The sequence below is a fragment of the Enterovirga sp. genome, assembly GCF_028290205.1.
Lineage (GTDB): Bacteria > Pseudomonadota > Alphaproteobacteria > Rhizobiales > Beijerinckiaceae > Enterovirga.
Window position 1 is genome coordinate 1 of sequence record NZ_JAQGKF010000252.1, and the last position, 13,444, is coordinate 13,444.

Consider the following 13,444-nt stretch of genomic DNA (forward strand, 5'->3'; position numbering starts at 1 on the left):
TGGTTCGAGGTGACGTGAACCTCTAATCGAGGCCCCGCCAGACGGCGGGCAGCATCTCGGGCAGGTCCTCCGCGATCAGCCCGCGGCCGAACCGGGTCGCCGCGTCGGCATGCATCCAGACCGCGGCCGCCGCGGCCTCGAATCCCGGCATGCCCTGCGCGAGAAGGCCCGCGACCATGCCGGCAAGCACGTCTCCGCTGCCAGCGGTGGCGAGGTGCGGCGAGCCGTTGCCATTCACGGCGGCCCGTCCGTCCGGGGCCGCGATCACCGTGTCGGCGCCCTTCAGCACGACCACGGCCCCGAGACAGGCGGCCGCCCGCCGGGCCCGCTCCACCTTGGAGGGGGCCGAGCGGAGCGCCGCGCCCTCCCCCGTGTCGGCGAACAGGCGCTCGAACTCGCCCTGATGCGGGGTGACGACCACGGGCGCGACGCGGTCGGCCGAGACGAGCGTGCGCAAGCTCTCGGCCGCGCCTGCGAAACTGGTCAGCGCGTCCGCGTCCAACACCGTGGCCCGGTCCGCCTCGAGGGCGGCCGCGACCCAGGCGCGGGTCGCTTCCCCGACGCCGAGCGCGGGACCGAGGACGATGCTGTTGAAGCGATCGTCGGTCAGCAGGTCCGAGAATTCGTCCGGATCGTCGGCGACCTTGAGCATGATCGCGGTGAGCTGGGCCGCGTTCACGGAGAGCGCCCGGGCCGAGGTGACCAGGGAAACGAGCCCCGCCCCGGCCCGGAGGGCGCCCCGGGCAGCGAGCCGGGCCGCCCCGGTCTGCGCGGGGCCGCCCGAGAGCACCAGGGCGTGGCCGCGATCGTATTTGTGCCCCCCGAGGCCCGGGCGCGGCAGGAGCCGGTGCCAGAGACCCGGTCCATTGGCGACGAGCCCGCCGCCGGCCTGTGCGAGCGTCTCGGCCGGGATGCCGATCTCGGCCAGCTCGACGGCCCCCGCATGGGCCCGGCCCGGGAACAGAAGGTGGGCGGGCTTCAGCGCGCCCAGCGCCAGTGTGACGGTCGCCACGATGGCGGAGCCCCGCACGGCGCCGGTGTCGGATTCGATCCCCGACGGCAGATCGACCGACAGAACGGGAACCTGGGCCTCCGCGACGCGCGCGACGAGCGCCGCGACCTCGCGGTCCAGGTCGCGTCCGAGCCCGGTCCCGAAGAGGGCGTCGACCACCAGGGCGGTGGTATCGAGGTTGGCGGCAGCCGGAGGCACGCACCCACCCGACCAGGTCGCAGCCGCCGCGGCGGCCTCCCCCCGCAACCCCGTCAGGGATCCGGCCAGGACCACCTCGACCCGCCGGCCGGCAAGCGCCAGGTGACGCGCGGCAACGAAGCCGTCGCCGCCGTTGTTGCCCGGCCCGCAGAGAACAAGAACGCGCGCGTCGGCTTCGCTCATGGTGAGGGCGCGAGCCGCCACCGCCCGCCCGGCTTGCTCCATCAGGGCCGCGTAGGAGCCGCCCGCGGCCACGGCAGCCGCCTCGGCAAGGCGCATCTCTGCCGCTGTGAGCAGCATATCGGTCGTGTCTGCCACGTCAGCCGGCCTCTCTCGAATTCCACACTGCCTCGACCTCAGGCATCTGCCTGCTTTTTTGGCAGTCGCTGCCCATTGCGTCGCGAAATGGCCGTGGCCGGGGGGCGGGGCCGATGGTAAGGCTGCGGCCCGCCGAACAAACCCACCTGGCCACCCTCGCGATGAAGAAGATCGAAGCGATCATCAAGCCGTTCAAGCTGGACGAGGTGAAAGAGGCGCTCCAGGAGGTTGGGCTTCAGGGGATCACCGTCGTCGAGGCGAAGGGGTTTGGCCGCCAGAAGGGCCACACCGAGCTCTATCGCGGCGCCGAATACGTGGTCGACTTCCTGCCCAAGGTGAAGCTCGAGATCGTGCTGGCCGACGAACTCGTCGACAGGGCGGTCGACGCCATCCGTAAGGCCGCCCAGACGGGCCGGATCGGAGATGGCAAGATTTTTGTATCGACCGTGGAGGAGGCGATCCGCATCCGCACGGGCGAGACCGGCTCCGACGCCATCTGACACTACGCCTTCCGGCCGCACCCGGCCGAATTTCCCAGCTGCGACGACAGAGGACGCACGCGAGATGAAGACTGCCAAGGAAGTCCTGAGCGCGATCAAGGACAACGACGTGAAATACGTCGATCTGCGCTTCACCGATCCGCGCGGCAAATGGCAGCACGTCACCTTCGACATCGCCCTGATCGACGAAGAGATCTTCGCCGAGGGCACCATGTTCGACGGCTCGTCGATCGCCGGCTGGAAGGCGATCAACGAGTCCGACATGATCCTGATGCCGGACCCGACCACGGCGCAGATGGATCCCTTCTTCTCCGCGGCCACGATGAGCATCGTCTGCGACGTGCTCGAGCCGGTGACCGGGGAGCCCTACGATCGCGACCCGCGTGGCATCGCCAAGAAGGCCGAAGCCTACATGAAGTCGGTCGGGGTGGGTGACACGACCTATTTCGGCCCCGAGGCCGAGTTCTTCATCTTCGACGACGTGAAGTTCATGGCGGACCCGTACAACACCGGGTTCAAGCTGGACAACGTCGAGCTGCCGACCAACGGCGACACCGACTACGAAGGTGGCAACATGGGCCACCGCATCCCGATCAAGGGCGGCTACTTCCCGGTGCCGCCGCTCGATTCCGCGCAGGACATGCGCGGCGAGATGCTGGCCTCCATGCAGTCCATGGGCGTCGCCGTGGAGAAGCACCATCACGAGGTCGCCTCGGCCCAGCACGAGCTCGGCATGAAGTATGACACGCTCGTGACCATCGCCGACCAGATGCAGATCTACAAATACTGCATCCACAATGTCGCGCAGAGCTACGGCAAGACGGCCACCTTCATGCCGAAGCCGGTGTTCGGCGACAACGGCTCGGGCATGCACGTGCACCAGTCGATCTGGAAAAACGGCAAGCCGGTCTTCGCCGGCGACAAGTATGCCGATCTCAGCCAGGAATGCCTCTGGTACATCGGCGGCATCATCAAGCACGCCAAGGCCCTGAACGCCTTCACCAACCCCTCGACGAACTCCTACAAGCGGCTGGTGCCGGGCTATGAAGCCCCGGTGCTGCTCGCCTATTCGGCCCGCAACCGCTCTGCGTCCTGCCGTATCCCGTGGACGCAGAACCCCAAGGCGAAGCGCGTCGAGGTGCGGTTCCCTGACCCGACCGCCAATCCCTACCTCGCCTTCTCGGCGATGCTGATGGCCGGGCTCGACGGCATCAAGAACAAGATCGATCCGGGCCCGGCCATGGACAAGGACCTCTACGACCTCCCGCCGCGGGAGCTGAAGGAGATCCCGACGGTGTGCGGCTCGCTGCGCGAAGCCCTCGAGAACCTGGACCGCGACCGCGCCTTCCTGAAGGCCGGCGACGTGTTCTCCGACGACTTCATCGACAGCTTCATCGAGCTGAAGATGACCGAGGTGATGCGGTTCGAGATGACCCCGCACCCGGTCGAGTTCACGATGTACTATTCCTGCTGAGGTTGCAGGACGCCTGAGGAAAGGCCGCAGCCGAGAGGCTGCGGCCTTTCCGTTTCGTGATATGAGAGCGTTCGTCCGGAACAGGCGGGGCCCGGACGGCAACCATGCCCCGCCCGACACAGGAAGGGAGGCTGGCACCGCACCGTGCAGCCTCGTGAAGGCGTGCTGGAACTCGTCGTCGCCGTTGCGCTGATCGTCCTAAACGGCGTTTTCGCCCTCTCCGAACTGGCCGTGGTTTCGGCCCGGAAAAGCCGCCTCAAGGCTCTCGCCAACGCGCATCGCCGCGGGGCGAAGGCGGCGCTGAGCCTGGCCGAAGACCCGGGGCGATTCCTGTCCACGGTCCAGATCGGCATCACGCTGGTCGGGATTCTGGCCGGTGCCTTCTCGGGCGCCGCCCTCGGCGAGAGGCTGGCCGGCCTCCTGGAGCAGCAGGGCGTGCCAGAGCGGCTGGCCGGGCCGCTCGGCTACACCCTCGTGATCGCCGTCATCACCTACCTGTCCGTCGTGGTGGGCGAGCTCGTGCCGAAACATTTGGCGCTGCGGAACGCCGAGGGCATCGCCTGTCTCATGGCGCCCTCCATGCGGCTCCTGTCCCAGCTTGCGGCCCCGGTGGTGTGGCTCCTCGACGCCTCGACCAGGATGGTGTTCCGGATGTTCGGCAAGAGCACCGGCACGGACAACCAGGTCACGGAAGATGAGATCAGGACGCTGGTGGCCGAGGCCGAGAGCGCCGGGGTCATCGAGAGCGACGAGCGGCACATGATCTCCGGCGTGCTGCGCCTCGGCGACCGCACGGTGCGGGGGCTGCTGACGCCGCGGACGGAGGTCGATTGGATCGACCTCGACGACGACCCGGCCACCATCCGAGACGCGCTGCTCCAGACGCAGCACTCACGTCTGCCTGTGATGAAGGGCGACCCGGACGACATCCGGGGCGTGATCCATGTGAGAGACCTGCTGGCCACCATGGTGGCCGGCAAGCCGCTCGACGTGGCGGGCCGGCTCAGGCCCGCCCCGATCGTGCCGGATACGCTGGACGCGCTCGACGTGCTCAAGGTGCTGCGGGACGCCGAGGTGCCCATGGCGATCGTCCACGACGAGTACGGACATTTCGAAGGGATCGTCACCCCGGCGGATGCCCTCGACGCGATCGTCGGCGTGTTCCGGTCGGGCACGGAGGTCGAGGATCCGGACAGCGTGCGCCGAGAAGACGGCTCCTGGCTGCTGGCCGGGGCCATGCCGTTCGACGAGATGGCCGACCTCCTGGGCCTCCGGGCGCCCGACAACCGCAGCTACGAAACCGTGGCCGGCTTCATTCTCGACCTGCTCCAGCACCTGCCCGCGACCGGCGAGCACGTCGTGACCCAAGGCTGGCGGTTCGAGGTGATCGACCTCGACGGCCGACGGGTCGACAAGGTTCTGGCGAGCCGCCTTCAGCCCGCCCCGAGCTACGAGGCGAGCTGAGCGGCGCACAAAAAAGGGCGGGCATCGCTGCCCGCCCCGTTCCAGCCCGAGGGCCGATCAGCCGGCCTTGGGCAGCGCGATCGCCACGAAGCGCGTGCTATCCGCACCCTTCACCCGCATCAGCACCGCCTTGCGGCCGTCGTCGCGGGCGCTCTTGATCCCGTCCGCGACGTCGGAGGGCGTCGAGACCGGCTTGCCGCCGATCTCGAGGATCACGTCGCCCTCGCGGATGCCCTTGCCGGCGGCCGGCCCATCGGGATCGACGCTCACCACGGCAACCCCCTCCTGGCCGGCTCCGACGCGGGAGGCGGGCGCGAGTTCCAGCCCGAGCCGCACGGAGCTGCGCTCGGCGCCTCGGCGGTCGTCGCGCTCCTCCCGTCCGGCAACGCGGTTGGGCAAGGAGGCGAGTTCGACCGAGGCGGTCCGCTCACCGCCATCGCGGAGGTAGGCCACCTCGACCTTGCTGCCCGGCCGGAGGCCGGCGATGCGGCGGGTCAGGTCGCGGGCATCCGCGACCGGCTCGCCGTTCACCGACACCAGCACGTCGCCCGCCCGCAGGCCCGCCTTGGCGGCCGGCGTGTCGGGCTGCACCGAGTTCACGAGCGCGCCCTTGTCGCGGGCAATCCCGAGGCCGTCCGCGAGATCCTTGGTCAGCGGCTGGATCTGCACGCCCAGGAAGCCGCGGCTGACCGTGCCGGTCTCCCTGAGCTGCGTCACGACGGACTGCACCGTGGCGGACGGGATCGCGAAGGCGAGCCCGACCGAGCCGCCGGACGGCGAGGCAATGGCCGTGTTCACGCCCACGACCTCGCCCTTCAGGTTGAAGGTCGGGCCGCCGGAATTGCCCCGGTTGATGGGGGCGTCGATCTGCAGGAAGTCGTCATACGGGCCAGCCCCGATGTCGCGCCCGCGGGCCGACACGATGCCGGACGTGACGGTGCCGCCGAGTCCGAACGGATTGCCGATGGCGACCACCCAGTCGCCGACGCGCGGCGGCGTCTGGGCCAGCTTGACGAACGGGTAGGTGCCCGCCTGCTCGACCTTCAAGAGCGCGAGGTCGCTCTTCGGGTCAGTGCCGATCACCTTGGCATCGAGCGTGCGGCCGTCATCGGTCGTGACCTGCACGGTCTGGCCACGCTCGACCACGTGGTTGTTGGTCACCACATAGCCATCGGCGGAGACGAAGAAGCCGGAGCCCTGCGACTGGCCGCGGCGCCGGGGCGCCTGCCGCTCGCCGCGTTCACGGCCGCCATGTTCACGGAACAGCTCCCGGAGCTGCGGCGGCATACGCTCCATGCGGTCCGACTCGTCGCCCGCGTCGGATGCGCTCTCGACCGCCACCTTCACGGACACGACAGCAGGCTTCACCGTATCGACCACATCGGCGAAGGAAGCCGGGGCCTGGGCCTGCGGCGAGACGGTGATCGGCGCTTGGGCGTAGGCGCTCTGGCCCTCGAGCAGGGTTCCGCCGACCACGCCAGACGCGACCAGCGCGGCGGCGGCGACGGAGGCGAGCGCCTTGCGGCGCAGCGGGCTTGAGCGCGACGGTACGGGGTTCGACATTTGTGGCAGCTCCATTTGGGACCACCGGCGGGGCTCGTGGCGCCGCACCGGTCCGATGCCCAATGTGCAGGTCCGGCGTGAAGGGGTCCTGGCCCCTGAATTAACGATTGGTCAGGTCGGGCCCCGTCGGGGCGGATGGGCGGCCACAACGGCCCGTTAACCCTGTCTCGGCACTCTCCCCCGAGGCCGAGACGACCGATGCCGACTTCCGTTGCCGATGCGCCGCGCTACAGCTTGGTCGTGCCGATCTTCAATGAGGAGGCGGTGTTGCCGGTGCTCTTGCGCCGGCTCGACACGCTTCTGGACAGCCTCGACGCACCGGCCGAGGTGATCATCGTCGACGATGGCAGCCGCGACACGGGCTCCATCGTGGCGGCGGCGCGCGCCCGTGACGACTCCCGCTACCGCTACCTCGCCCTGTCGCGGAACTTCGGCCACCAGATCGCCATCACGGCCGGGCTCGACGTGGCGCGCGGCGAAGCCGTGATCATCATGGATGCCGACCTCCAGGACCCGCCCGAGGTGGTGCTCGAGCTCGTGGCGAAATGGCGCGAGGGCTACGACATCGTTTGCGCGCAACGGGTCAGCCGGGTGGGCGAGACGCGCCTCAAGCTCTGGACCGCGGGGCTGTTCTACCGGGCCCTCCGGCTTCTCACGCCGGTCGACATCCCGGCCCATGTCGGGGATTTCCGCCTGGTGGACCGCAAGGCCGTCGAGGCGTTCCGGGCCATGCCCGAACGCGACCGCTTCGTGCGCGGCATGTTCGGCTGGATGGGCTTTCGCCACGTCGCCGTGCCCTACCGTCGCGAGGCACGGGCGGCCGGGCGGACGAGCTACGGCTGGTCCAAGATGGTCCGGCTCGCGCTGGATGGAATCGTCAGCTTCTCGGACGCACCTCTGCGGCTCGCCCTCTGGCTCGGCAGCATCGTGTCGGTTTGTTCGCTGGCCTACGGCGCCGGCGTTCTTTGGCAGGCCGTGCACAATGCCACCTATGTGGCCGGCTGGGCTTCCACCGTGGTGCTCCTGTCCCTCCTGTCGGGGGTCAACCTCCTGATGACCGGAGTGGTCGGGCTCTATGTCGGGCGCATTCACGCCGAGGTGAAGAACCGGCCGCTCTACCTGGTTGGCCGCAGCGTCGGGTTCGACGACAGGGAGGACGTGGTCCGCCCGCTGTTGCGCGGCCCGGCGGCACCCGCGCGTCTCGGCGCGGGCTGAACCTCCCGGGCAAGGCTGGGCGGCCCGGTACGGCCCCGCGGCTTGCGCCGAGGCCGCCGCCGGTCCAGACCGCCGCATGCACGCCGATCTCCCGCCCGGGATGGCGGCCGCGCGGCGGCGGCCGGAGCCGGGCTTCACCGAATTCGTGATCCTGGTCGCCCTGATGATGGGCGTCACGGCCTTCGCGGTGGACGCCGTCCTGCCGGCCTTCCCGGCCATCGGTGAGAGCTTCGCGATTCAGGACCCGAACCAGCTCCAGCTGGTGGTCTATGTCTACATGCTGGGGTTCGGTGCGGCGCAGCTCCTGTTCGGGCCCGCCTCGGACGTGGTCGGGAGGCGACCGGCTTATCTGGCCGGCGCGGCCGTGTTCCTGATCGGCTGCGCCATGGCGATGTTTGCCCATGACCTGACCTCGCTGCTTGTGGCCCGCTTCGTCCAGGGCACCGGCGCGGCCTCGGGCCGGGTCCTCTCGACCGCCATCGTGCGCGACCGCTTCGCCGGACGCGACATGGCCCGGGTGATGTCCCTGAACATGACCGTGTTCATCATGGTGCCGGTCTTCGCCCCGGCGATCGGCAGTCTGCTGCTGTTGCTCGGCGACTGGCACGGCATGTTCGGCGCCATGCTGCTCCTCGGAGTGGCGCTCGCGGCCTGGTTCTGGCTGCGCATGCCAGAAACGCTGGCCGAGGAGAACCGGATGCCGTTCTCGGTGGCCCGGATCGCCGGCGGCTTCCGGACGACGCTGACTTGCCGGATCACCATGGGCTACGCCACCGCGGTCGGCCTGCTATTTGGCTGCGTCATGTCCATGGTCGGTTCGGCGCAGCAGATTTTCACGGACACGTTTGACCTCGGGCCGCTGTTCCCGCTCGCCTTTGCCGGCCTCGCCGGCTCCATGGGAGTCGCAGCCCTGGCCAACGCGAAGGCGGTGTCGCGCTTTGGCATGCGGCGCATCTCGCATGCCAGCATGTTGGCTCTGGTGGCGGTCAGCCTGGTCCAGGTCGCGGCTGCCCTGGCCACGGGCGGGCGCCCTCCGCTGTGGCTGTTCGCGGGCCTGCTCGCGGCATCGCAATTCCTGCTCGGGCTCGCCTTCCCGAACATGAACGCTCTGGCGCTCGAACCCATGGGCAAGATCGCCGGAACGGCCTCGTCGCTGATCGGCCTCTACACCACGATTGCGGGCGCCCTGTGCGGACTCCTCATCGGGGGCGCCTTCGACGGCACGGTGCTGCCGATCGCGCTCGGGTACCTGATCCTCGCCGTGCTGGCGGCAGGGGTGGTGGCCTGGACCGAACGCGGCCGCCTCTTCGGCGGGCCCCACCGCCCTCCGACCTGATGCCGCGGCCTCGCGCCCGGCCCAGTTCTGCCGTACAGCCGCAGGCTTGACCGGGCCGGCTGCGCCAACCGATAGACAGTCAGGTTCGTTCTATAAGTCGAACGGAGGAGCGTCAGATGGCTGAACAGGTGCCCGGTTTCAATACGCTGGCCGTCCATGCCGGCGCAGCCCCGGACGCGGCCACGGGCGCGCGGGCGACGCCGATCTACCAGACCACCTCCTTCGTCTTCGACGATGTGGACCACGCCGCCTCTCTTTTCGGGCTGCAGGCTTTCGGCAACATCTACACCCGCATCGGCAACCCGACCTGCGCCGTGCTCGAGGAGCGGGTCGCGGCCCTCGAAGGCGGCACGGCGGCTCTCGCCGTCGCCTCGGGCCACGCGGCCCAGTTTCTCTGCATGCACACGCTGATGCAGCCAGGTGACGAGTTCATCGCCGGCAACAAGCTCTATGGCGGCTCGATCAACCAGTTCAATCACTCCTACAAGAACTTCGGCTGGTCCGTGGTCTGGGCCGACGCAGACGATCCGAGCTCCTTCGAGGCCGCGATCACCGAGCGGACCAAGGCGATCTTCGTCGAATCCATCGCCAATCCGGGTGGCGTCATCGTTGACATCGCGGCGCTCGGCGCCATCGCCAAAAAGCACCGGATCCCGCTCATCGTCGACAACACGATGGCCTCGCCCTACCTGATCCGGCCCTTCGAGCACGGCGCCGACATTGTCGTGCATTCGGCGACCAAGTTCCTGGGCGGCCACGGCAATTCCATTGCCGGCATCGTGGTCGACGGCGGCAGCTTCAACTGGACCGGCGACGACCGCTACCCGATGCTGTCCAAGCCGCGCCCGGAATATGGCGGCATGGTCCTGGCCGAGACCTTCGGCAATTTCGCCTTCGCGATCGCCTGCCGGGTGCTGGGCCTGCGCGACCTCGGGCCGGCGCTGTCGCCCTTCAACGCCTTCCTGATCCTCCAGGGGATCGAGACGCTGCCGTTGCGCATGCAGCGCCAGTCCGACACCACGCTCAAGGTGGCCCGCCACCTCGCCGCCCACGACCGCGTGTCCTGGGTCAGCTATCCGGGCCTGGAACAGGACCGCTACCACGCCCTCGCCCAGCGCTATTGCCCGCAAGGGGCCGGCGCCGTGTTCACCTTCGGCGTGAAGGGCGGCTACGAAGCGGGCGTGGCGCTGGTGTCGAACCTCAAGCTGTTCTCCCACCTGGCCAATATCGGCGACACCCGCTCGCTCGTGATCCACCCGGCCTCCACCACGCACCGGCAGCTCACCGAGCAGCAACAGATGACGGCCGGCGCCGGGCCGGACGTGGTCCGCCTGTCGATCGGGCTCGAGGACGCGGCCGATCTCGTCGCCGACCTCGACGCCGCCCTCGCGGCGGGCTGAGCGGCGCGCGCAGCCGGTGGACCAGCCGCTCGACCGTCGCCGTATCCGGGTCGACGGTCGGCGGCTGCTGATCTCGGCCCCTGCCGGGGACCCGTTCCTCGCACGGTACGGGCGCGGGGCGGCCATGGCAGGGTTCGGCACCTTCTGCCGGGAGAATCTCCCCCGGGACGGCGTGATGATCGATGTCGGGGCCAATATCGGGCTCACGACGCTGACGGCCGCCCGGTACATCCCGGGTGGCCGCATCCTGGCGGTCGAAGCCTCGCCCCGGAATTGCACCGCGCTGCGCGACAACCTCGCGCGGCATGGCGTCGGGATCGCCACCGTGTGCGCATGCGCGGCCGGGGACAGGGCCGGCCACGTCTCCTTCTTCGAGAACTCGGCCTATGGGCACGTCGTCACGGGGGCCGGCATGGCGGCGGTTCCGTCCGTCGAGCAGCGCCTCGCGACGGTGGACGATCTTGTCGCCGAACACGGACTGACCCGCGTCGACCTGATCAAGATTGACGTCGAGGGTTTCGAGCAGGAGGTCCTCGCCGGCGCGACGGCGACGCTGGACCGGTTCCGTCCGGCGGTGTTTCTCGAATTCAACTCGGTCTGCCTGATCGCGTCCTTTAACCGGAACCCGCGCCAGGTGCTGGACTGGCTCCTGGCCCGGTTTGAGCGCGCCTATGTCTGGCGCGACGGCCGGCTCATCGACCTGCGAGCTATGGGAGAGATGGCCTTTTTGCTTGAGCATCTCGCCAGGCACGGCGGCAACGACGACCTGGTCCTGGCCGGGCCGGGCCGCGAGCTCCTGGTCCGGGACGGGGGCCGCCTGCCCGCCCCGACCACGCGCCTGCAGCGAGTCTGGTCCCGCCTGCGCGGACGCTGAAAGCACCGGCTGCGATCAGAATCGGACCGGCCCCGGAACGACAGGCCGTTGTGCGCGCTTCCTACGCGCCGGCCGGCCGGCGAGCGGAGCGGATATGTCCGAGCCACGAATCGAAGACTACGGGATGATCGGCGATTGCGAGACCGCCGCGCTGGTTGGGCGCGACGGCTCGGTCGACTGGCTGTGTTGGCCGCGCTTCGACTCCCCGGCCTGTTTCGCGGCCCTCCTGGGCAGCCCCGAACATGGCCGCTGGAAGATCGGCCCGAAGGACGGCGCGGCCCGCATCTCGCGCCGGTATCGGCCGAATACCCTGATCCTCGAGACGCGGTTCGAAACCGCGACCGGGGCCGTGACGCTCGTGGACTTCATGCCGCCGCGGGGCAGCAATTCGGATCTGGTTCGGCTGGTCGTCGGCGAGAGCGGTTCCGTCGCGCTGCGGATGGAAATCGTGCTGCGCTTCGGCTACGGCCGCGACGTCCCATGGGTGAGCCGCACGGAGGACGGGTCGCTCAGGGCCATATCCGGTCCCGACATGGTCTTCTTGCGCTGCGGGGCGGAGACACACGGGGAGAACCTGCACACGGCGGCCGACTTCGTGGTCGAAGCGGGCCAGCGGGTTCCGTTCGTTCTGACCTATGGCCCGTCGCACCAGCCTGTGCCGACCCCGATCGACCCCGAACTGGCCCTGCGCGAGACCGAGGCGTTCTGGCGGGACTGGGCCGGGCGTTACCGGGCGCCGCCGGAGAGCGGCGGGGCCGAGATGCCCGCACATTGGCGCGAAGCCGTGCAGCGCTCGCTCGTGCTCCTCAAGGCTCTCACCTACGCGCCCACCGGCGGCATCGTGGCCGCGGCCACGACATCCCTGCCGGAATGGATCGGCGGCTCGCGCAACTGGGATTACCGATTCTGCTGGCTGCGCGACAGCGCCATGACCTTGTTCGCTCTCATGAGCTCCGGCCACATGGAAGAGGCCGAGGCTTGGCGGAACTGGCTGGTGCGGGCGGTCGCGGGCGCGCCCGACCGGATGCAGATCATGTACGGCCTCGGCGGCGAGAGACGGCTGGTCGAATGGGAGGTCGACTGGCTGCCTGGCTTCGCCAAGTCCCGGCCGGTGCGGATCGGCAACGGCGCGCACGATCAGGTGCAGCTCGACGTCTACGGCGAGGTGATGAACCTTCTGCACGAGGCCCGGCTGGGCGGCATTCCGGAGACGGAGCAGGCCTGGGCCATGCAGAAGGGCATGCTCGCCTCGCTGGAATCGCGCTGGCGGGAGCCGGATGAGGGAATCTGGGAGGTGCGCGGCCCGCGCCGGCACTTCACCTTCTCCAAGATCATGGCCTGGGTGGCGTTCGATCGCTGCATCCGCAGCGCCGAACATTTCGGCCTCGACGACGCGCCGGTCGACAGGTGGCGCCTCATCAGGGACGAGATCCACGCCCATGTGTGCCGGCACGGCTTCGACCCGGCCGCCGGGGCCTTTGTCCAGGCCTATGGCGAGCCGCAGCTCGACGCGTCCCTGCTGCTCCTGCCGAAGCTCGGCTTCCTGCCGGCCGAGGATCCTCGCATCCGATCCACCATCGAGGCGATCGAGCACGACCTCGTCGTGGACGGGCTGGTGCGCCGCTACCATCCGGCCCAGGCGCGCGACGGCCTGCCCGATCCGGAAGGTGCCTTTCTGGCCTGCAGCTTCTGGCTCGTGGACGCGCTGGTCAGCATCCAGCGCGTCCACGACGCCGAAGCCCTGTTCGAGCGGCTGCTGCGGCTCAGAAACGATCTCGGCATCCTGGCCGAGGAATACGATCCGGCCGCCGGGCAGCAGCTCGGCAACACGCCGCAGGCCTTCTCACACGTCGCCCTGGTGAACAGCGCGCACCGGCTTGCGGCCGCCCGGACAGGTCAGCCCGGCGGGATCCTGCCGTCCGAGACCGGGGCCGACGCGCCCCGCTGAGCGGGCTCGGTTCCGCCGAGCCGCAGGTGCAGAGTGGCGGCAACCAGGAGAGCCATCGCGAGGAGCTGGTGGGCGAGCCCTGCCCAGAGCGGCACGACAAGGAGCAACGTCACGATGCCGAGCGCCATCTGGGCCATGGTCA

General features: G+C 69.4%; 10 protein-coding genes and 1 pseudogene. 8 read left to right on the top strand and 3 right to left on the bottom strand.

The window, feature by feature from the left end; genetic code table 11:
* Positions 1-22 precede the first annotated feature (22 nt).
* Positions 23-1,510: an NAD(P)H-hydrate dehydratase gene (locus tag JWR86_RS17395; protein WP_299567795.1), complete on the bottom strand. Its 1,488-nt coding sequence runs from the start codon at positions 1,508-1,510 to the stop codon at positions 23-25.
* Positions 1,511-1,689: 179 nt separating this feature from the next.
* Between JWR86_RS17395 and JWR86_RS17400 the strand changes: the two genes are divergently transcribed.
* The 3 genes from JWR86_RS17400 to JWR86_RS17410 all read left to right on the top strand — a co-directional run bounded on the left by JWR86_RS17400 (position 1,690) and on the right by JWR86_RS17410 (position 4,966).
* Positions 1,690-2,028, top strand: a complete 339-nt coding sequence (locus tag JWR86_RS17400) for a P-II family nitrogen regulator (RefSeq protein ID WP_299567797.1) — start codon at positions 1,690-1,692, stop codon at positions 2,026-2,028.
* A 64-nt stretch (positions 2,029-2,092) separates the two neighbouring features.
* A complete protein-coding gene (glnA, locus tag JWR86_RS17405) occupies positions 2,093-3,502 on the top strand; it encodes a type I glutamate--ammonia ligase (protein ID WP_299567780.1) in 1,410 nt (469 codons plus the stop codon).
* A 162-nt stretch (positions 3,503-3,664) separates the two neighbouring features.
* Positions 3,665-4,966 carry a hemolysin family protein gene (locus JWR86_RS17410; protein ID WP_299567799.1) on the top strand — a complete coding sequence of 434 codons (1,302 nt, stop codon included), beginning with the start codon at positions 3,665-3,667 and terminating at the stop codon, positions 4,964-4,966.
* A gap of 57 nt (positions 4,967-5,023) precedes the next feature.
* On the opposite strand, the gene JWR86_RS17415 is transcribed toward JWR86_RS17410, so the two are convergent.
* A complete protein-coding gene (locus JWR86_RS17415; RefSeq protein WP_299567782.1) occupies positions 5,024-6,529 on the bottom strand; it encodes a Do family serine endopeptidase in 1,506 nt (501 codons plus the stop codon).
* A 198-nt stretch (positions 6,530-6,727) separates the two neighbouring features.
* Between JWR86_RS17415 and JWR86_RS17420 the strand changes: the two genes are divergently transcribed.
* From JWR86_RS17420 to JWR86_RS17440, 5 genes are all read left to right on the top strand, one after another.
* The gene (locus tag JWR86_RS17420; RefSeq protein ID WP_299567784.1) at positions 6,728-7,744 is read left to right on the top strand and encodes a glycosyltransferase family 2 protein; all 1,017 of its coding nucleotides are present in this window, start codon (positions 6,728-6,730) and stop codon (positions 7,742-7,744) included.
* 76 nt (positions 7,745-7,820) lie between these two features.
* Positions 7,821-9,080, top strand: coding sequence for a multidrug effflux MFS transporter (locus JWR86_RS17425; protein WP_299567786.1), 1,260 nt, complete (start codon positions 7,821-7,823; stop codon positions 9,078-9,080).
* A gap of 116 nt (positions 9,081-9,196) precedes the next feature.
* Entirely contained in the window at positions 9,197-10,480 is a 1,284-nt protein-coding gene (locus tag JWR86_RS17430) for an O-acetylhomoserine aminocarboxypropyltransferase (RefSeq protein WP_299567789.1), read from the top strand.
* Between the two features lie 16 nt (positions 10,481-10,496).
* Positions 10,497-11,354 (top strand): FkbM family methyltransferase, encoded by an 858-nt coding sequence (locus tag JWR86_RS17435; protein ID WP_299567791.1) that lies wholly within the window; start codon positions 10,497-10,499, stop codon positions 11,352-11,354.
* A gap of 94 nt (positions 11,355-11,448) precedes the next feature.
* Entirely contained in the window at positions 11,449-13,302 is a 1,854-nt protein-coding gene (locus JWR86_RS17440) for a glycoside hydrolase family 15 protein (RefSeq protein WP_299567793.1), read from the top strand.
* Here the strand turns inward: JWR86_RS17440 and JWR86_RS17445 are convergent.
* Positions 13,251-13,444: pseudogene (locus JWR86_RS17445) on the bottom strand (hypothetical protein); the annotation flags it as partial. The gene JWR86_RS17440 and the pseudogene JWR86_RS17445 sit on opposite strands and share 52 nt — an antisense overlap.